This window comes from Rhodomicrobium lacus, assembly GCF_003992725.1.
Lineage (GTDB): Bacteria > Pseudomonadota > Alphaproteobacteria > Rhizobiales > Rhodomicrobiaceae > Rhodomicrobium > Rhodomicrobium lacus.
Genome location: NZ_RZNF01000012.1, coordinates 580,352 through 597,389, shown reverse-complemented (window position 1 = coordinate 597,389; position 17,038 = coordinate 580,352). Strand labels below are relative to the sequence as shown.

15 protein-coding genes are annotated in these 17,038 nt (G+C 63.8%); 9 read left to right on the top strand and 6 right to left on the bottom strand.

The window, feature by feature from the left end:
* Positions 1 to 201: 201 nt before the first annotated feature.
* The 3 genes from mdoH to EK416_RS12110 form a co-directional block, all read right to left on the bottom strand.
* The gene (mdoH, locus tag EK416_RS12120) at positions 202 to 2,400 is read right to left on the bottom strand and encodes a glucans biosynthesis glucosyltransferase MdoH (RefSeq protein ID WP_127077824.1); all 2,199 of its coding nucleotides are present in this window, start codon (positions 2,398 to 2,400) and stop codon (positions 202 to 204) included.
* 8 nt (positions 2,401 to 2,408) lie between these two features.
* Positions 2,409 to 3,968: an OpgD/OpgG family glucan biosynthesis protein gene (locus tag EK416_RS12115; RefSeq protein ID WP_164730006.1), complete on the bottom strand. Its 1,560-nt coding sequence runs from the start codon at positions 3,966 to 3,968 to the stop codon at positions 2,409 to 2,411.
* Between the two features lie 61 nt (positions 3,969 to 4,029).
* A complete protein-coding gene (locus tag EK416_RS12110; RefSeq protein WP_127077820.1) occupies positions 4,030 to 5,571 on the bottom strand; it encodes an OpgD/OpgG family glucan biosynthesis protein in 1,542 nt (513 codons plus the stop codon).
* Between the two features lie 359 nt (positions 5,572 to 5,930).
* Here EK416_RS12110 and EK416_RS12105 point away from each other — a divergent pair, with 359 nt between their 5' ends.
* The 4 genes from EK416_RS12105 to EK416_RS12090 all read left to right on the top strand — a co-directional run bounded on the left by EK416_RS12105 (position 5,931) and on the right by EK416_RS12090 (position 10,106).
* Positions 5,931 to 8,150, top strand: coding sequence for a protein-disulfide reductase DsbD family protein (locus EK416_RS12105; protein WP_127077818.1), 2,220 nt, complete (start codon positions 5,931 to 5,933; stop codon positions 8,148 to 8,150).
* 2 nt (positions 8,151 to 8,152) lie between these two features.
* Positions 8,153 to 8,767, top strand: coding sequence for a thioredoxin family protein (locus EK416_RS12100; protein WP_127077816.1), 615 nt, complete (start codon positions 8,153 to 8,155; stop codon positions 8,765 to 8,767).
* 194 nt (positions 8,768 to 8,961) lie between these two features.
* Positions 8,962 to 9,411, top strand: coding sequence for an EamA family transporter (locus EK416_RS12095; protein ID WP_245434037.1), 450 nt, complete (start codon positions 8,962 to 8,964; stop codon positions 9,409 to 9,411).
* Between the two features lie 209 nt (positions 9,412 to 9,620).
* Positions 9,621 to 10,106 (top strand): CreA family protein, encoded by a 486-nt coding sequence (locus tag EK416_RS12090; protein WP_127077812.1) that lies wholly within the window; start codon positions 9,621 to 9,623, stop codon positions 10,104 to 10,106.
* Between the two features lie 62 nt (positions 10,107 to 10,168).
* Here EK416_RS12090 and EK416_RS12085 read toward each other — a convergent pair whose 3' ends face one another.
* The 3 genes from EK416_RS12085 to EK416_RS12075 form a co-directional block, all read right to left on the bottom strand.
* Positions 10,169 to 10,630 carry an MgtC/SapB family protein gene (locus tag EK416_RS12085; RefSeq protein WP_127077810.1) on the bottom strand — a complete coding sequence of 154 codons (462 nt, stop codon included), beginning with the start codon at positions 10,628 to 10,630 and terminating at the stop codon, positions 10,169 to 10,171.
* A 270-nt stretch (positions 10,631 to 10,900) separates the two neighbouring features.
* A complete protein-coding gene (locus tag EK416_RS12080) occupies positions 10,901 to 11,527 on the bottom strand; it encodes a hypothetical protein (RefSeq protein ID WP_127077808.1) in 627 nt (208 codons plus the stop codon).
* Positions 11,524 to 12,042: a GcrA family cell cycle regulator gene (locus tag EK416_RS12075; RefSeq protein ID WP_127077806.1), complete on the bottom strand. Its 519-nt coding sequence runs from the start codon at positions 12,040 to 12,042 to the stop codon at positions 11,524 to 11,526. The genes EK416_RS12080 and EK416_RS12075 overlap by 4 nt, the downstream gene beginning before the upstream one ends.
* A 300-nt stretch (positions 12,043 to 12,342) precedes the next feature.
* Here EK416_RS12075 and EK416_RS12070 point away from each other — a divergent pair, with 300 nt between their 5' ends.
* The 5 genes from EK416_RS12070 (at position 12,343) to EK416_RS12050 (ending at position 16,941) form a co-directional block, all read left to right on the top strand.
* Positions 12,343 to 13,083 (top strand): LexA family transcriptional regulator, encoded by a 741-nt coding sequence (locus EK416_RS12070; RefSeq protein ID WP_164730005.1) that lies wholly within the window; start codon positions 12,343 to 12,345, stop codon positions 13,081 to 13,083.
* A gap of 111 nt (positions 13,084 to 13,194) precedes the next feature.
* The gene (locus EK416_RS12065; protein WP_127079747.1) at positions 13,195 to 13,731 is read left to right on the top strand and encodes a CoA-binding protein; all 537 of its coding nucleotides are present in this window, start codon (positions 13,195 to 13,197) and stop codon (positions 13,729 to 13,731) included.
* A gap of 9 nt (positions 13,732 to 13,740) precedes the next feature.
* The gene (locus tag EK416_RS12060; RefSeq protein WP_127077802.1) at positions 13,741 to 14,871 is read left to right on the top strand and encodes a class I SAM-dependent methyltransferase; all 1,131 of its coding nucleotides are present in this window, start codon (positions 13,741 to 13,743) and stop codon (positions 14,869 to 14,871) included.
* A gap of 2 nt (positions 14,872 to 14,873) precedes the next feature.
* Entirely contained in the window at positions 14,874 to 15,650 is a 777-nt protein-coding gene (pgeF, locus tag EK416_RS12055; protein WP_127077800.1) for a peptidoglycan editing factor PgeF, read from the top strand.
* A 193-nt stretch (positions 15,651 to 15,843) separates the two neighbouring features.
* Positions 15,844 to 16,941, top strand: coding sequence for a hypothetical protein (locus tag EK416_RS12050; RefSeq protein WP_127077798.1), 1,098 nt, complete (start codon positions 15,844 to 15,846; stop codon positions 16,939 to 16,941).
* Positions 16,942 to 17,038 lie beyond the last annotated feature (97 nt).

The following is a 17,038-nucleotide window of genomic DNA, read 5'->3' as shown; positions in this document are numbered from 1 at the left end:
TCAGGAGAAGCGGCATGACCTTTTTCGATGACATGTCGGTTCCCTTTCGCGGAACGAGCGCGCCGGAACTCGGACGATCCGGCGCGGGTATTGCCGAGTTCGCCCAGACTCTCGCGAGCGCGGACGACTCAATCCCAGCGGCAGCCGGGGATCTGGTTCCTGCCTGGGAAACTCCCGAGGCCCGAACCGTCACCCGCCACGCTAGGTTGTTTGCTCCAGTGGCTGAGCCGATGTTTGAGGCTGTTTTTCTGGCGGAATTTCGGCAGGAATAAACGCTTCGAGACGCGCGAGACTTTCAGGATCGGACAGTAACGCCGCCTTCTCGCCTGGTTTCAGCAAGCTCAGCAACTCGGAGAGATTTGCGGACACGTCCAGTTTTGCCCGTCCGATGGCGAGGTTCGGCGAAATTCGAGATTCCAGCGTGATCGGCTGCATTTGAATCAACTCGCGATGGAGGCGGCGAAGCTTCGGGCTCTTGACGAGTTGGGTGATGGCCTCGTGCTCGGCGGCGGCCTTCTCGACCTCGGCCTGCGCGCGATGGGCCTCGCCCGCGATTGACGGCGGCGACTTTTCTTCCTCGATCTGGAGGAGCCCGAAGCGGCGGAACCCTTCACCCGCCGAGCGCTGCGCCGACCACCATGAAAGAGGCCCGGCAAAGACGAGGCCGAGCGACGCGGGTAGCATCCACAGGAACAGGATCTTCGACGAATACCAGGTGCCGATCGCCAGCGCGATGCCGATCATCATGTGCAGGCGATGGAACTGCATGATCTCCCAGAACGGCAAGGAGCCGTCATCGCGGCGCTGCGGCTTCCATCCGCTGTCGCGGCCGCGGAACACATCCACCACGGCGCCCGACTGGAGCAGCATCATGATGTGCGCGAACAGCGACGAAAGGATCGTTTCGATCAGCACGCCGACGAAGAGGAGGAACGGCCCGCCGAACCCTTTCCGCTGGCGGCTGTCCATCAGCGCGAGAACATAGGCGAAAAGCTTCGGCAGAAGCAGAACGCTGAGTGTCAGGATCAGAAGCTGCAACGAGCGCTCGCTGTCCTGCATGGGCCACTTCGGGAAGAGGGAGAAGTCGTCCGTGAAATATTGCGGCAGCGTGTAGATCGATTGCAGTGTCAGCGCGAGCGCGATGATGATGAACAGGAACCACACCAGCGCCGAGACATAGGCCATGATGCCCATTGCCATATGCACGCGGCTCACCCAATGCAGCCCGTCCGCGAACATCACCCGGGAATGCTGGAGATTGCCCTGCGCCCAACGGCGGTCGCGCATGGCGAAGTCGATCAGCGCGGGGGGGATTTCCTCGTAAGAGCCCGCGAGGTCCGGCACCATGACGACACGCCAGCCCGCGCGATTCAGAAGCGCCGCCTCGACGAAGTCGTGGGAGAGGATCTGCCCGCCGAAGGGCGGCTTGCCCGGCAGCATCGGAAGCCCGGCGCTCTCGATGAAGGCGCGCGTGCGGATGATCGCGTTGTGGCCCCAGAAATTCGACGTGCCGCGATGCCAGAACGCAAGGCCCGTCGCCAGCATCGGGCCATAGAGGCGTCCGGCAAACTGTTGCAGGCGCGCGAACAGCGTGTTGCGGCCGATGGAAAGGGGCACCGTCTGCACGAGGCCGAAGTCGGGGTTTTTCTCGATGATCGCCGCGAGCTTCGCAACAGACTCGCCCGTCATCAGGCTGTCCGCGTCGAGCACCAGCATGTATTCGTAATTCGCGCCCCAGCGGCGGCACCAGTCGGCGACGTTGCCAGCCTTCTTGCCGGTATTCTGCGAGCGGCGGCGATAGAAGATGCGATGCCCGCACGCTTCGCGCTCGCGGACGGACTGAAAGGCCGCCTCTTCTTGCACCCACACATCGGGGTCTGTGGTGTCGCTCAGGATGAAAAGGTCGAAGCTTTTGCCCTGGCCCAGCTTGGCGATGGAATCGAGTGTCGCGACCGCCATGCCGAAAATGCGGGCGGGCGCCTCGTTATAGGTGCAGACGAGGATCGCCGTGCGCCCGGTCAGCGGGGCCTTGGCGTCGTAGTCCTCGGGCTTGACGAGCGAACGCCGCATCCCCGTCGCGATGACGAAAAAGCCCGCCAGCGCGGTCATGAAAGACAGCGACAGCCAGAAGATATTGATCGAGAACAGCACCACCAGCGCGATGCCGAGGCCGCCGAAACTGCCCACGCTCAGCACAAGGTAAAGCTGAACGATCAGATAGATCGTGATCGCAAAGGCACCGCCGAAAATGAGGAAGCGGCGAAGCGGCGCCTGCACGTCCATCGGAAGCTTGCGGCGCGTGGTGCGGTCGAAACTGTCGAGGCTCTGAGGCGCGAACACGGATTGGACGCGCGAGGCCGGTACGGCAGGGGTCTCGGCGGGAGATAGCGTATCGTGCATGCTTGACCTCAGGCCGTCCACCGGTAGATCCAGACTTCGGAAATCGGTTTACCATCCGAAAGCAGCGCGCATCGCAAATCCGCTTCGATCGAACCCGCTGCCGGCTCATATTCGAAAGCGACACGATGGCCCCCGGAAACCCGGTTTCGCCGGATGGTAGCGTTCACGATAGTTCCTGCACTCGCGGTTAGTTCCATGATGCGGCCCTTATCGCCGCAAAATTCGACGGAATCATCGCACAGGTTGAACTCTTCGGTTCCGGCAAAGTCAATGTTGAACAGCCGCCGGCCAGCATTCTGCAACGATGCGCCCACGAGCGTCTGTGCCACGGTGGCGTAATTGATGCGTAGCGGCGGAGCGTCGCACCATGTCAGACGATACTTGTAGGTGTAGCTTGCGCCCGCCGCCAGCGGCTCTTTCGGGTGCCAGTAAGCCACGATGTTGTCGAAATACTCGGTTGTGGTCGGCAGTTCTACCAGATCGACCGAGCCAAGGCCGAAGCTTTCGCGCGGCTCGACCCAGAGGCTCGGGCGCTGCTCGTAATGCGCCTCGAAATCTTCGTAGCGGTCGCCTCGCCGTTCGCGCTGTATGAGGCCGAAGCCACGCACCGCGTTGTCGACGAACACGGAAAACTGAACACGCGGCGGATTGATGAGCGGCCGCCAGATATGCTCGCCCTTGCCGTTCCAGATCGCGAGGCCGTCCGAATCGTGGACGCGGTTGCGAACCTCGTCGGCGCGATAGGAAGAGCTGGGAGCGAAATAGAACATGCTCGTCAGCGGCGCGATCCCGGCATAGGCCATGGTCCTGCGCGGAAAGAGCGTGCAATCCACATCCATGACCGTGTTAGCGCGAACCGAGATGACGAACTTGTAAGCTCCCGACACGCTTATACTGTCAAGCAGCGCAAAAACCGTGACCAAGGATGCGCCAGCATCGGGTCTTGCAATCCAGAAAGCGCGGAAAACCGGAAACTCGTCATGCGGCGGCTGCGCCGTGTCGATCGCGAGCCCTCGCGCCGAAAGCCCGTAGCCCTGTCCGGTTGCCTTCGCGCGGAAATAGCTCGCGCCCTGAAAGACGGCGAACTCGTCCATCTGGTTCGCCTTGTCGATTGGCGTATGGATGCGGAAACCCGAGAAGCCGGGCGCGGTGCCCTCGGGCGGCGGCGTCACATTCTGCCCGTAGGAAAAAAGGTCGGCGCGATACTTCAGTTCGGTCGCTCGGCCATCCGCCACGGTGAAAATCTGCACCGGCGTCGTGTACAGATAGCCCGCGCTGAAAAACTCCGCCGTGAAACCGAGATTGTCATTGGCCCAGAGCGCATCCTCGCGCTTGAACCGGATGTCGCGATACTGGTCGTAATTCAGATCCTTATAGCTTTCCGGGATGGTGTCCGCGGGCGGCGCATAGGGAGACAGCGAAAGCTGGCGCGCTCGCTCGACAAGCGTCTCGAAGGAAAACGGCTCGCTGCCTTCGGCGCGCGCCTCCCCGATGACATCCGCATGCCGCGCAAAATAAAGCGCGGCCGCAAAGCCGGCGCCAAGCTTCAGGACATCCCGCCTGTCCATGGTGCATTGCCCTCCAAACGCCGGAGTCATCAAAAAATCCGAGGAGGTCGGAGAGAGCGCGTCAGCGCGCCCACCGGAATATCCAGGTTTCCGAGACGGCCTTGCCATCGACCGACAGTTGCGCGCGCAGATCCGCCGGGTCGCTGCCCGATGTCGCGTATTCGAAGCGCAGCCGCTGCTGCCCCGCTTCCGGCCCCGCAACGACGCGTACATTGCGCACCTCGCCAGCCGAGGCCGTGACCTGCGCTGCGAGTGCCGACGGATTGCAGCCTTCGCAGCGCTCGGTGTTCGCGAAGTCGACGATGAAAGCGATGTCGCCCGACTTGGTTTCGCCGATGCGCGTCTGCGCGACGCTTGCGCGCCGGTTCTCGATGGGCGGCGTCCAGCACCAGTGCATCCGGTAGCGGTAGCGATGGCCAATGCCGGGCCCAAGCCCGTCCTTCGGCCGCCAGAAACAGACGATGTTTTCGTTGATTTCTTCCGGCGCGGGCAGTTCGATCAGATCGATGGAGCCCTCGCCCCAGTCACCCACCGGCTCGATCCAGAGCGAAGGGCGCTTCTCGAACTGCGCGTCGGTGTCCTGATAGGCAGCGAACGAGCGCTCCTTCTGGATGAGGCCGAAGCCTTTCGGCGCCTTGTCGACGAACACGGAAAATTGCAGCCGCTCGGGATTGAGAAGCGGACGCCAGATCTGCTCGCCCTGGCCGTTGAGGATCGCCAGCGCCTCGGAATCGTGCACGCGCGGGCGGAAGTCGCGCCGCTTCGGCGCGGCGGACGGGCCGAAGAAGAAGCGGCTGGCAATGGGAGCGATGCCCGCATAGGCGATGCGGCGGCGCGGGTAGATCGTTGCCTCCGTGTCGATGATCGTATCGAAGCCGGGCGTCACGGTGAACTTGTAGCGACCGACCGCGCTCACGCTGTCGAAAAGCCCATGCACCACGAGCGACTGATCGACCGGGCGCGGCCGCTCGATCCAGAACGAGCGGAACAGCGGGAAGTCTTCGCCGCCCGTCTGTCCTGTGTTGATCGCCAGCGCGCGCGCCGAAACGCCGAAGACCTGACCGCTCGCGATGGCGCGGAAGTTCGTCGCGCCGAGAAATCTCAGGAAGTCGCGGAAAACGCCGAGACGGTCGATCTGCGCCTGCGCATGGAACCCGGCGAAATCGGACTGTGCCGGTGTAGCCGGAGCCTTCGCGGGCGGGTTGAACTCGAAAGCGTCGGCGGCATACGGAATCTTCGTCGCGCGCCCGGCCTCCACCTGAAACAGCTCGACCGGGAAAGCAAAGATCGCGCCCGCTGTGTGGTAAGGTTCGAGACGGAAAGGCGCGTTATCGTTCCGCCAGAGCGCCTGATCGTCCTTGTAGACAATTGCGCGATTGTATTGCTCCCAGGTCAGGTTCGCGAGCGCTTCGTCGACCTTCTTGTCCGGGGCTTTGAACGGCTCGTCGGCGCGGCGGCGCGCGAAGGCATCGAGCAGCTCTTCCGAGAATGGATAGGAATCAGGGCTGTCGGGCGACAGGTTGATCTGCGCGAACGACGGCAGCGGGAACGCAGCCGCGGCGGCTGTGGATGCGGCAAGCTTGAGCCACGTGCGACGGTCCATTCCCCCAACTCCCGAAAGTAATCTGCCGTGCAGCGCGAAAGGTCGCCCCGATCAGGTCAAAATGCGACCGGACGGCGCCACGACAAGGTGTCCGTTCAAGACCGGATACAAATATTTTTACCCCGCCTAAGCAAGAGACGGTTTCGGGTTTTTTGGGGCGAATTTGAGGCGCTTTCCGGGGTTTCCGGCAGGAAGCCGCAGGCGGCGTCCGCCTGCCTCGGAAAAGCGCGAGCGCGCCCTTCCTGAGCCCCGGCCATGCCTCGCAACGTCGCCCCCCTTGATCTTGCGTGTTATGGAAGACTATCTGACCGGTTGGGCGCCGTGGCCTTGCCGCGAGCCTCAACCGCAAGCGGGTGCGAATGATACGCTGGAAATCGAAATCCGTGCCGGGCCTTCTCATGGCCTGCCTCGTTCTTGCTGGGCTCACGGCCGTGGAAGCCGCGCCCAGGAAGCATGTCGAGCTCGATCTTCTGTCGGAGCAGACCGCCGTCGTCCCCGGCCAGACGGTCACCGTCGCCGTGCGCGAGCGGATCGAGCCCGAATGGCACACCTACTGGATCAATCCGGGCGATTCCGGCGAGCCGACGTCCATCGCCTGGACTTTGCCGCAGGGCTTCGAAGCCGGTCCGATTCAGTGGCCGCTGCCCGATGTCATCCCGATTACGCCGCTCGTCGACTATGGCTACAGCGGAGACCTTCTGCTTCTCACCGACATCGTCGTGCCGAAGGATGCCGCCGGCGACAACGTGACGCTCGGGGCGAAGGTCAATTATCTCGTCTGCAAGGACATTTGCGTCCCGGAAGAGAGCGAAGTCCGATTGACGCTTCCCGTGGCTGCGGCGGGTGCTGCCGCGCCGTCGGAACACGCGGCGGCCATCGCGAAGGCCCGCGCGACGGTGCCGGTGCCGCTTCCGGGTTCGGCGTCCTATTCGGTGAACGCTGCCAAAGAAGAGCTTCGGCTGACCGTCAGCGCGGACGCTTCACTCCTCAACGGCACGACGGATGCACGCTTCTTCCCGCTCGGGTGGGGCGCGGTTTCCAACTCGGCCCCTCAAAAAATGGCGCTCGACGGCGGCAAGCTCACGCTCGACCTGAAGCAGGGCGAGACGAAAGAGACGCCCGACAAGCTGGAAGGTGTGCTGGCCCTCACGAAGGGCGGCGAGCGCAAGGGCTATGTGATATCCGCAGCGCGCGGGCCGGACGGTGCGGCGCTCGGCGCGCCCGCGAAGCTCGCCGAGGGCGGCGGGTCTGGCGACGGCGGCATCGCCGAGCGTGCCGCACCATCCGCCGGTGAGGCGGTTGTCGGCGACCGCCCCGCTGCGGACGAAGGCGCAGTGTCGAGCGTCGCGCTCGCCATCCTGTTCGCGTTCCTCGGCGGCGCGATCCTGAACCTCATGCCGTGCGTGTTTCCCGTGCTCGCGATCAAGGCGCTCGGCTTCGCCAAGAAGGCGGAAGGCGGGCACTGGCAGCAGGGCTTCGCCTATCTCGGCGGCGTGCTCGTGTGTTTCGCGGCGCTTGCCGCGCTCCTCGCAGTGCTGCGCGAAGGAAGCGCCGCCTTCGGCTGGGGCTTCCAGTTCCAGTCCCCTGCCTTCGTGCTGGCGCTCGCGATCCTGTTCTTCGTGATGGGGCTCAGCCTTTCCGGCGTCGTGTCTTTCGGCGGCGGTTTGATGAGCGCTGGCGACAGCCTCGCGCGAAAGCCCGGCAATGCGGGCTACTTCTTCACGGGCGTGCTCGCCGCCGTGGCGGCGACGCCCTGTACCGCGCCGTTCATGGGCGCGGCCATCGGCTATGCGCTGACGCAACCCGTGGCGGTACTCGCCGCCGTCATGCTGGGTCTCGGCATCGGGTTCGCGGCGCCCGTCGTGCTCCTGAGCCTCAGCCCCGGCTTGCAGCATATCCTGCCGAAGCCCGGCGCATGGATGGAGACGCTGAAACAGGTGCTCGCCTTCCCGCTCTACGCTACCGCCGCCTGGCTCGTGTGGGTGCTGTCGATCCAGACGGGCAGCGACGGCGTGATGGCGGCGGCGCTCGCCTTCGTCGGTGTGGGCTTCGCGGCGTGGCTGGCGGGCAAGACGGCCTATGCGCCGCTGCGGGCAAAGCTCGTCGCGCCCGTGCTCGGCGTCGCGGCTTTCGCTCTGTCTCTGTCGCTCGCGGAGACGGCAGGCAGCGTCAACATGGCGGCGAGCGCGGAGAAGGCCGCGCTGTCCGGCGAGACATTCACCAAGGCACGCCTCGACGGCCTCATCGCCGAGGGCAAACCCGTGTTCGTGAACCTGACCGCCGCATGGTGCATAACCTGCAAGGTGAACGAGCGCGTGGCGCTGAAGTCCGAGGCCGTAGCCGACGCCTTCGCGAAGCGCGGCATCACCTACCTCGTCGGCGACTGGACGAGCCGGAACCACGAGATCACAGACCTGTTGCACAAGTTCGGCCGCGCGGGCGTGCCCCTTTACCTGTTCTATCCCGGAGGCGGGGCGGAACCGCGCGTGCTGCCTCAGCTTCTGACGGTCGGGCTTGTCCTCGACGAAACGAAAACGAAGGCGAAAGTCGCCGGTCCATCCTCAAACAAGGGAGCCTGACGATGTCTTTCCTGAAACCGCTGGCCGTTCTCCTGGCAAGCGTCGCAATGACGGCGGCAGCTTCCGCCGCGCCCGAGGTGGGCAAGCCCGCGCCGGATTTCTCGGCCACCGACTCCAAAGGCAGGACGGTGAAACTCTCCGATTATCGCGGCAAGACCGTTGTGCTCGAATGGACGAACGACGGCTGTCCCTACGTGCAGAAGCACTATTCGACGAACAACATTCAGTCCCTTCAGAAAGACGCGGCCGCAAAGGGCATCGTCTGGCTGTCGGTCATCTCGTCCGCGCCGGGCGAGCAGGGCGCCGTTTCAGGCGCGGAAGCCGACAAGCTCAGCGAAACGCGCGGAGCCGCACCCGCCGCCGTGCTTCTCGATGCGGAAGGCAAGGTCGGCCGCCTTTACGACGCACGCACCACGCCGCACATGTTCATCGTGAACGGCGACGGTACGCTCGTCTACATGGGCGGCATCGACGACAAGCCGACCGTCATCCCGTCCGACGTCAAGGCGGCGAGAAATTACGTGCGCGCCGCGCTCGACGACCTCGCGGCGGGCAAGCCGGTGGCGACGCCCGTAACGCGGCCCTATGGCTGCTCGGTGAAGTACAAGCACAGTTAGCAGGCAGGGCGCGCCGCAGCTGTCCGGCGGGCGGCGTGCGCCTCACGCACAACCTGTGGCCGAATGATCGCAGGTTGCGCAGGAAATGCCCGTAACCCGTTGAGGCGTCATCCGCTCCGGGCTATGTATGCCGGATGATTATTCCGCGCAAATTGCCTCTAAAGGTAGCATTCGGCCTCGTCCTGGCGATCGTGGTGGATTCCTCCATCCAGATTTTCTGGAAGACGGCGGTGCTGGATTTGCCGGATGACGCCTCGTTCTTCGCGATCTTCAGAGAACCTCTGTTCCTGGTCGTGGTTACGATCATGACCCTGCAATTCTTCAACTGGATGGTGGTGCTCGCCAACGCGGATCTGAGCTACGCCCAGCCGGTCACTGCGCTGAGCTACGTTTTCGTGGCGGTCCTGTCGGCGATCTTCTTGCGCGAGTCGGTTGACGCCGTGCAGGCGCTCGGCATCGCACTCGTGATTGCCGGGGTCTATTTCATCAGCCGCACGGATCACCTCACGAAGCGCGCGGAGCCGGAAGCGGAAGACGGCCTGCTGGCCGAGCGCGCCCAACATTCCGCGCGCCCTGTCGCTCTGCCTTCGCCGGCGCCGAAACTCGTCCATGCGTCAACCGACCTCAAGAGCCACGCGGCTTAGCGGCTCAAAGGGCGCGCCTGGATCAGCCTGCGGACCCGATTGACGCAAGAAGCTGATCGACGCCTGAAAACACAAACCATGGCGCCGCTTTCTTGATCGACGGCGCGATTCTGCAATCGTGTCGCGCAATATCGCGCGCGGCTCGCTGCCCCTATCGTTTCGCGGATGGTAAACGATATGACAAGGATCATGGGCGTGGGAGATTTGGCATGAAACGGAATGCGGGCGGAAAGCTGCTGCTTTGTGCGGTGTTGGCGCTGACGACGCTAGGCGGCGGCGTTGCCCAGGCGGACGATATCGGCTGTATCAGCACGGCGTTCCGCCTCATCGGCAAGAACGACAAGGTGTGCGTGAGCGCGTTCGACGACCCGAAAGTGCCCGGCGTGGCCTGCCACATCGCGCAGGCGAAGACAGGCGGCCTCGGCGGCACGATCGGGCTTGCGGAAGATCCGAGCCGCTTCTCGATCGCGTGCCGTCAGATCGGCCCGATCACGGTCGATATCGGCAAGCTGGGCGAAAACGAGGAGGTCTACTCGGACCGCACCTCCATCTTTTTCAAGAAGACGCACGTCTACCGGACCGTAGACAAGAAGCGGAACACGCTTGTTTATGTGGCCATCAGCGACAAGCTGATCGACGGATCGCCGCAAAATTCGATTTCAACGGTGCCGGTCATGCCCTGGGCGGCGCGTTAGAGCGACCGACGCGGTTACACCGGTCGGGCCTGATTTACGGCTTGGGCCACAGAATATCAGGTTCAGGCGTTGCCGGGCGGGTTTTCCGTGTCGTTAGTGTCCTTCGGAACGAAAAGGCGTTCCAGGCGCTTGCCAAGCGCAAGGATCAACGCGACCAGCACGGCGGCGGTGACGACAATGGGCCATGCGCCGAGGCCGCACGCCATCCCGATGCATGCCGTGAACCAGATGGCGGCGGCGGTCGTCAGTCCCCGAACCTTGTCGCCAGTGTCGCGGTGAAGGATCACGCCTGCGCCAAGAAAGCCGATGCCGGTGAGCACGCCCTGAATAACCCGGCTCGATGCGTCCGCCTGAACGCCGGACGGATGCTCGCTCAAAAGGACTGCCAGCGCCGAGCCGAGCGCCACGATAGCGAGCGTGCGAACGCCGGTCGGCTTGCCGCGCGCTTCGCGATCGAGGCCGATGGCCGCGCCAACTGCGGCGGCAGCGGTGAGGCGCAGGACGGCATCGGGCCAGTCGGTCATGCAAAACCTCCATCGGAACGGCCGGAAGAAGACAGTGCTCGCGCCACGGCCGCAGGCGGGACGGCAAAACGCGGTCCCGCAAAGAGTTCCGTACCCGGAGTCGAAATTGCCGCGCATCGGAATGGGTTCTGATGCGACCTCCGCTAAGCGCGAGCGGGGACGGAACGGAAACCGCGCGGAGAGCGGCAAGGCATCGATGCGCGTCGATGGGGGCCTCGGCTTTGCTCCCAATGCCTCGCGAGGACGATGCCTTGGTGTCCGGCGCCAGGCTCAGGATTTCTGCGCAGCCTTGCATTCGACCGTTTCGCCCCGCTTTCGAGGCGCAGACGCGAAGGCGTCGTAGAGACGAACGACCTCCGCCGCCGCTTTCCGCACGCCCGCCACGAAGGTCTCGTCCGGGTTGAAAATGCCGCTGTGGCCTGGATCGAGAAGGGCGACGAGCCGCAGCACCGCCGCGCGATCCTCCGCGCCCAGACCTTTCAGCACGTAACTCACGCCCGCGATCTCGCGCCGCTGCTTCTCGCCGAACCGCACGCGGCCACCCGCTGGCGGCGAGCGCACCTCCGATCTGAGGTAATTGATCGCTCCGGCATTGGAGAGAGCGGCAATACAAGAAGACAACCGTTCGAGGGCCTCCGCCTCGCGGTCGGAGAGTGCGCGGTCGAGTGCCGTCAGGCGGCGGCGGAGCGAGCGGATGCGCACCGCTTCCGGCTTCGCCGCCGCATCTTCGAGGATCGCAAGGCGCGTTTCGAGCGGGGTCAGGATCAGCCGGGCCCGGCGGCGTGCGACGACGGGCGCGTCGGGCGGCGTCAACACATCTCGCGTGAATGCGGTATGCTGGCGTCGCCAGTGTGAAGGGGCTTCGGAAAGCTCATCGCGTCTCTTCGCCTCTGTCATGCGCCCCTCGGTGCTTCTGCCCGCTGGAAAGCCAGCTGCCGATGATTCTTGCAATACGATCGACCGGGTTCGGCCCTGCATCCGCAGAAGGCAAAGCCCGGTTCAGCGGGATCGCCAAGCGGCCAGCGGCAGGCGCCATCCGGCAGATGCTCCAAAGCCGCAGCCCCGTAGATGGCGGAGGGCGCGTCGAGTGAGCGCCGCACCACGAGACCGCCGTCTTGCGGTTCGTCCCGTCTCGCGTGCTCGCGCAAGGCGCGCAGGCTGATGCCGTTACGGCGAAGGAGAGACCGCAGCGCCTTTGGGTTGACGCCGAGCGTTCTCGCGATATCGCTTGTCCTGAGCGTCGCGAGGGCTGCAACTATTTCGGTCAGGTCGCCCGTCGTCCAGCGCCGCCGTCCATGGATCGGTTGCGGGGCCGGTTGCGACAAGCGCGAGAGAGCGATGGCAGGAAGAGCCGGGAAGGCGGCCTGCGTGGCTTCGGCGCGCGGAAGGCGAAGCGGGGTGAGATTACACATGGGATACAGCACCGGAAAAGAGTGAACGCTTCAATGTAAAAAACTACACATAACGTGTAAAATTATCGTAAGTATCTTTCTATTGGGGAGTAAATGGGGTGGCCACACTCGCGAGGGGCGGTTGCCGGGAGAAAGAGGTCATGTTCGGCCCTTGCGGGCGAGGTGCAGGCCGGCCCCGGCGACCTGCTATACGGGCGGTTGCATCACAAAGCCCCGCGAATCAGATCAAACTCCGACGTTCCCTCACCAGGCCCCTTTTGGCACACGTATTACACAGTGCGTGTAGGTAGGCAAAGTACGATGCGAGACTGGACTCCCGATGAACTCAGATCGATTGCGGATCGCCTTCGGCGAGCGCGCATCGATGCCGGGTATGACAAAGCGAGCGACGCGGTCCGCAAATTCGGCTGGGGGTATAGCCGCTACATGAACTACGAGAATGGCGAACGCGCTGTTCCGCCGAAGCAGGCCATCCTGTTTGCCGCCGCATTTGGCGTTACGGTCGATTACATATATTTCGGCAAAGGATATTCTTTAAACAAAATTGAAGGGGTGGAGCCGTTATCCTCTCCAACGACCCGTCACATACCCTTGCTGGCGCTCGATAACATGGACGAACTGAAACGCATCGCTGAGGGATCCGAGCCCACATCCTCCACGGCAATGCCGGTCTTTGGCGATGAGGCATTGCCCGGCCGCTGCGTCTTCATCGACATCCGGGACAAGTCCATGACCCACCCCCACGAGCCAGTCTCTTTCGAGCCGGGCGACAAGGCGCTCATCGATCTCGACGCTGTGCCGTCGCCGTCCGATTTCGTGCTGGCGCTCGTGCCCGAGGAACAGACCGCCCTCTTTAGACTCTACCGCGAGGTCGGTCGCGCGGAGGACGGCTCGATCATCGTCGATCTCGTTCCTCTCAACCCCAATTTCCGCACGATCCGCATTTCGAGCATATCGCCGGGCCAGGTCATCGGAGTTTGCCGCAGTATTCACCGCGTTTTCGACCTGACGATGCCGCTGCAGCGCCCGCGCCTCGGTTGAACCTCGGCACCGCTGAGCCCGCGCTCCAAGAACAGCGGGCAAAAGCAGGCGGTGCGCTTGAAAAGCGGCGCTGCGGCCTATATGGCGAAGTCCATTGAGCAGGCGAGCACGATGAACCACGACTCCTATCCCGACACCTACATCGCGAGCATTCTTCACGATGCGAAGTCTTTCGCCATGGTCGGCGCGAGCGCGAACACCGTGCGCCCGAGCTATTTCGTGCTGAAATATCTTCTCGCGAAAGGCTATCGCGTATTTCCGATCAATCCGGGGCATGCCGGCGGTGAAATCCTCGGCCAGAAGGTCTTTGCGAGCCTCGCCGATCTGGCGGAGCCGGTGGATGTCGTGGAAATCTTCCGCAGTTCGGGAGCCGCGCAGGGCATCGTGGAAGAGGCGGTTGCGCTGAAAGACAAGCTTTCGATCAAGGCGATCTGGATGCAGCTTGGCGTGCGCAGCGACGAGGCGGCACGGTTCGCCGAGAAGGAAGGGCTCAAGGTTGTCATGAACCGCTGTCCGAAGATCGAATATGGCAGGCTCTCGGGCGAAATCGGCTGGGTAGGCGTCAACAACAACCGCATCTCAAGCCAGAAACCCATCATTCTCGGCAAAGGCTATCAGCAGCTTTCCATCGGTCGCGACAAATCGTAGAACGGCAGCATGCCGTCTGATGCTTCCGATTCAGGCTTGACGCCCCTCGCGCTGAAACTTCGCCGCGCCATCGCGGAACGGGGCCCGATCCCGCTTCACGACTATATGGCGGCGTGCCTCTACGATCCCGAGCACGGCTATTATCGCAAGCGCAATCCTCTGGGGCGCGGAGGCGACTTCATTACGGCACCGGAAATCTCGCAGGTGTTCGGCGAACTGATCGGACTTTGGGCCGCGCAGGTCTGGGTGCAGATGGGCCAGCCGCGGCACGTGCGCCTCATCGAACTCGGGCCGGGGCGCGGGACGCTGATGGCGGACGCGCTTCGCGCCGCCCGCGTCGTGCCGGGCTTCCTTCAGGGCACCGCCGTGCATCTCGTGGAAAGCTCCGAGATGCTGAGGGAAACGCAGAAGGCGACGCTCGCACGATCCTCTGTTTCGGTGCAGTGGCATGACGATCTGACCCAGGTGCCGGAAGGCCCTGCCATCGTCATCGCCAACGAATTCCTCGACTGCCTGCCCGTCCGGCAGTTCGTGTTCGACGGCGCCGCCAAAGCATGGCGCGAGCGCGTGGTCACCTTCAGCGATGGCGACTTCCGGCTCGCGAGATCTGCACATGTTGCGCAGCCGCCGTCGAAAGCCGTATCGCACGGCGCCCCCCAAGACGGCGACATCCTCGAACACTGTCCCGGCATCGCGCCGCTTGTCGCCACCTTCGCGGCACGCTCGGCTGACGCGCCTCTTGCGGCGCTTGCCATCGATTACGGCTACACGAAGCCGGCCTTCGGCGAGACGCTGCAAGCCGTCCGGCACCACAAGTTCGCTGGGCTGTTCGACGCGCCGGGTCAGACGGATCTTACCGCGCATGTGGACTTCGCGCTCTTGGCGCATGTCGCGCAAGATGCCGGCTTCGACGTCTTCGGACCTTTGACCATGGGCGAATGGCTTCTGCGTCTCGGCGTCGAGGCTCGCGCCAATCAGCTTCTCGCCCGCGCATCGGCGGAGGAAGCGCGGGCCATAGCGCAAAGCATCGCCCGCCTCGTCGATCCGGCGCAGATGGGGACGCTTTTCAAGGTCCTTTCATGGACGCGTGGCATATCGGACCCACCGCCGCCTTTCGGCGGGCAAGGCTGGAAGGAATGACGATGGCTGACGCGGTGACATTCAAGGCGGCAGAGGGGCTTTCGGTCCCCGGCATCAGGCATGGCTTCTTCCTGCGTACAGGCGGGCTGTCCGAAGGCATCTACGCGTCGCTCAATTGCGGGCGCGGCTCCCGCGACCGGCGCGAGGCTGTCGAGGAAAACCGCGCGCGCGTGGCCGCCGTCCTCGGGGTTCCTTCCCTGTCTCTGATCGGTCCTTATCAGATCCATTCCGCGAAAGCGGTAATCGCGCACGAGCCCTGGGAGCCTGCCGACGCGCCCGAGGCGGACGCCATCGTGACAGCAACGCCGGGGCTTGCCGTAAGCGTGCTCACGGCCGATTGCGCGCCTGTTCTTCTCGCCGATGCCGAGGCGGGCGTCGTCGCGGCTGCGCATGCGGGATGGAAGGGCGCGAAGGCGGGAGTGCTCGAAGCCGCCATCGCCGCCATGGAAAGCCTCGGCGCGAAGGCCTCGCGCATCACGGCGGCCGTCGGCCCGGCCATCTCCCAACGCGCCTATGAGGTGGGGCCGGAATTCCGCACGGCGTTCATCGAAGGTGCGCCAGAGAAAGCCAAGTATTTCTCGGACGCGTTCGGTCCTCGGCCTCATTTCAACTTGTCAGCCTATGTGGTTGATAGTCTTGACGCGGCTGGCGTGAAATCGGCGGAAGATATCGGCGTCTGCACGGCCGAGAACGAATCGATTCTCTTCAGTTACAGACGCGCTTGCTTGCGCTCCGAGCCGGACTACGGACGCCAAATTTCCGCCATTCTGGTCGGGTGATGTGGATAACTAGGGGGCTTAAACCGGATTTTAACGTGTTTTTGGGGCGCTTCGCCGCTTTGGGCCGCGTCGTTCTGGACGCATTTTACGGCGACCGCTAAATTTCGTGCGTTATAAAGATTCGGCGGAATTATAGGTGCCGGTATAGTCAAGTACCGCCGTTCCTGAAGCAAAAAAGCAAGGAGTGGAGAAAGTGACGCGCGAGAACAAACTGGCCGCGCAGAGCGCAGCTCGCCGTGCCGCGTCGCTCTTGACTGGGGGACTTATGCTTGCCGGCCTCGCCGGGTGCAGCGGTGATCTCTTTCAGAATAGCGACAACGCCAGCCTGACTCAGAAGGCCAAGCCCGCTGTCGCCCTGTCCGCTGGACAGGGTGTTCCGCAGACTTACGCAAGCAAGGTCGACGAGCAGCTCGCTGCCTCGATCAAGGCCAAAGGCGTCGTCCTCGTCGACGCGAAGGACGCCCAATATATTCTGAAGCCGACTTATGCGGCTGCCACCGAAAAGAAGGGCACCAAGATCGCCTATGCGATCGATGTGACCGACAAGGCCGGCAACAAGGTTCGTACGATTTCCGGCGAAGAGATCGTTTCCAACAAGCGCGGCGGCGACAACTGGAAGCATTTGAACGACGAGGGCATTCAGAAGGTCGCTCTCAAGTCGGCTACAGATGTGGCGCTGTGGGTCGAAAACCCGAACGCCCCGCAGGCGGCTCCCGCCGTTGCTGCGGCACAGCCCGCGACGCCCGTGAAGGCAGCTGCGGCCCCGGCACCCGTGAAGGCGGCTGCGGCTCAGCCCGCGGCACCGAAGGTTCGCCAACCCGCTCCGGCCGCCGAGCCTTCGCTGGCTTCGGCTGTTGCCGCTCCGGCGCCGCGTGCGCATGCTGCGGCCCATCCGGCTGAAGTGGTGGCGGTTGTGTCCGGGGTGACCGGCGCTCCCGGCGACGGCAAGACTTCCCTGACCGAAGCCATGAAGCGCGCGCTCAACCGCCAGGGCATCAAGCTTTCGTCATCGGCGGCGCCCGGTTCCTACAAGATCCAGGGACAGGTCGAGATGGGTGCGGCCCAGAACGGCCAGCAGCCGATCACGATCCGCTGGGTGGTGGTCGATCCGGCTGGCAAGCAGCTTGAGAAGACCGTTGTCCAGAACAACAAGATCGGCGCGGGCGCTCTCGATGGCCCGTGGGGCGAGATCGCGGATCAGGCGGCCGGGGCCGCGGCGGCGGAGGTTTCCAAGCTGCTTAGCAAGGCACCCACCGGTCAGGCTCAGGCTGGAAACGGCACCTCGGGCTAATTCCGAAGTCATAATAACTCAACCTGTGGGTAGCCATGCGGCGCTCACAGGTTTACAGATGACGAGCGCGCTGGTAGAAGCGCGCTCGTTGTCGTTT

Excerpts from the sequence above, each read along its gene's own strand:
- mdoH (WP_127077824.1), bottom strand. The coding sequence starts at position 2,400 with ATGCACGATACGCTATCTCCCGCCGAGACCCCTGCCGTACCGGCCTCG.
- EK416_RS12115 (WP_164730006.1), bottom strand. The coding sequence starts at position 3,968 with ATGGACAGGCGGGATGTCCTGAAGCTTGGCGCCGGCTTTGCGGCCGCG.
- EK416_RS12110 (WP_127077820.1), bottom strand. The coding sequence starts at position 5,571 with ATGGACCGTCGCACGTGGCTCAAGCTTGCCGCATCCACAGCCGCCGCG.
- EK416_RS12105 (WP_127077818.1), top strand. The coding sequence starts at position 5,931 with ATGATACGCTGGAAATCGAAATCCGTGCCGGGCCTTCTCATGGCCTGC.
- EK416_RS12100 (WP_127077816.1), top strand. The coding sequence starts at position 8,153 with ATGTCTTTCCTGAAACCGCTGGCCGTTCTCCTGGCAAGCGTCGCAATG.
- EK416_RS12090 (WP_127077812.1), top strand. The coding sequence starts at position 9,621 with ATGAAACGGAATGCGGGCGGAAAGCTGCTGCTTTGTGCGGTGTTGGCG.
- EK416_RS12085 (WP_127077810.1), bottom strand. The coding sequence starts at position 10,630 with ATGACCGACTGGCCCGATGCCGTCCTGCGCCTCACCGCTGCCGCCGCA.
- EK416_RS12080 (WP_127077808.1), bottom strand. The coding sequence starts at position 11,527 with ATGACAGAGGCGAAGAGACGCGATGAGCTTTCCGAAGCCCCTTCACAC.
- EK416_RS12075 (WP_127077806.1), bottom strand. The coding sequence starts at position 12,042 with ATGTGTAATCTCACCCCGCTTCGCCTTCCGCGCGCCGAAGCCACGCAG.
- EK416_RS12070 (WP_164730005.1), top strand. The coding sequence starts at position 12,343 with ATGCGAGACTGGACTCCCGATGAACTCAGATCGATTGCGGATCGCCTT.
- EK416_RS12065 (WP_127079747.1), top strand. The coding sequence starts at position 13,195 with ATGAACCACGACTCCTATCCCGACACCTACATCGCGAGCATTCTTCAC.
- EK416_RS12060 (WP_127077802.1), top strand. The coding sequence starts at position 13,741 with ATGCCGTCTGATGCTTCCGATTCAGGCTTGACGCCCCTCGCGCTGAAA.
- pgeF (WP_127077800.1), top strand. The coding sequence starts at position 14,874 with ATGGCTGACGCGGTGACATTCAAGGCGGCAGAGGGGCTTTCGGTCCCC.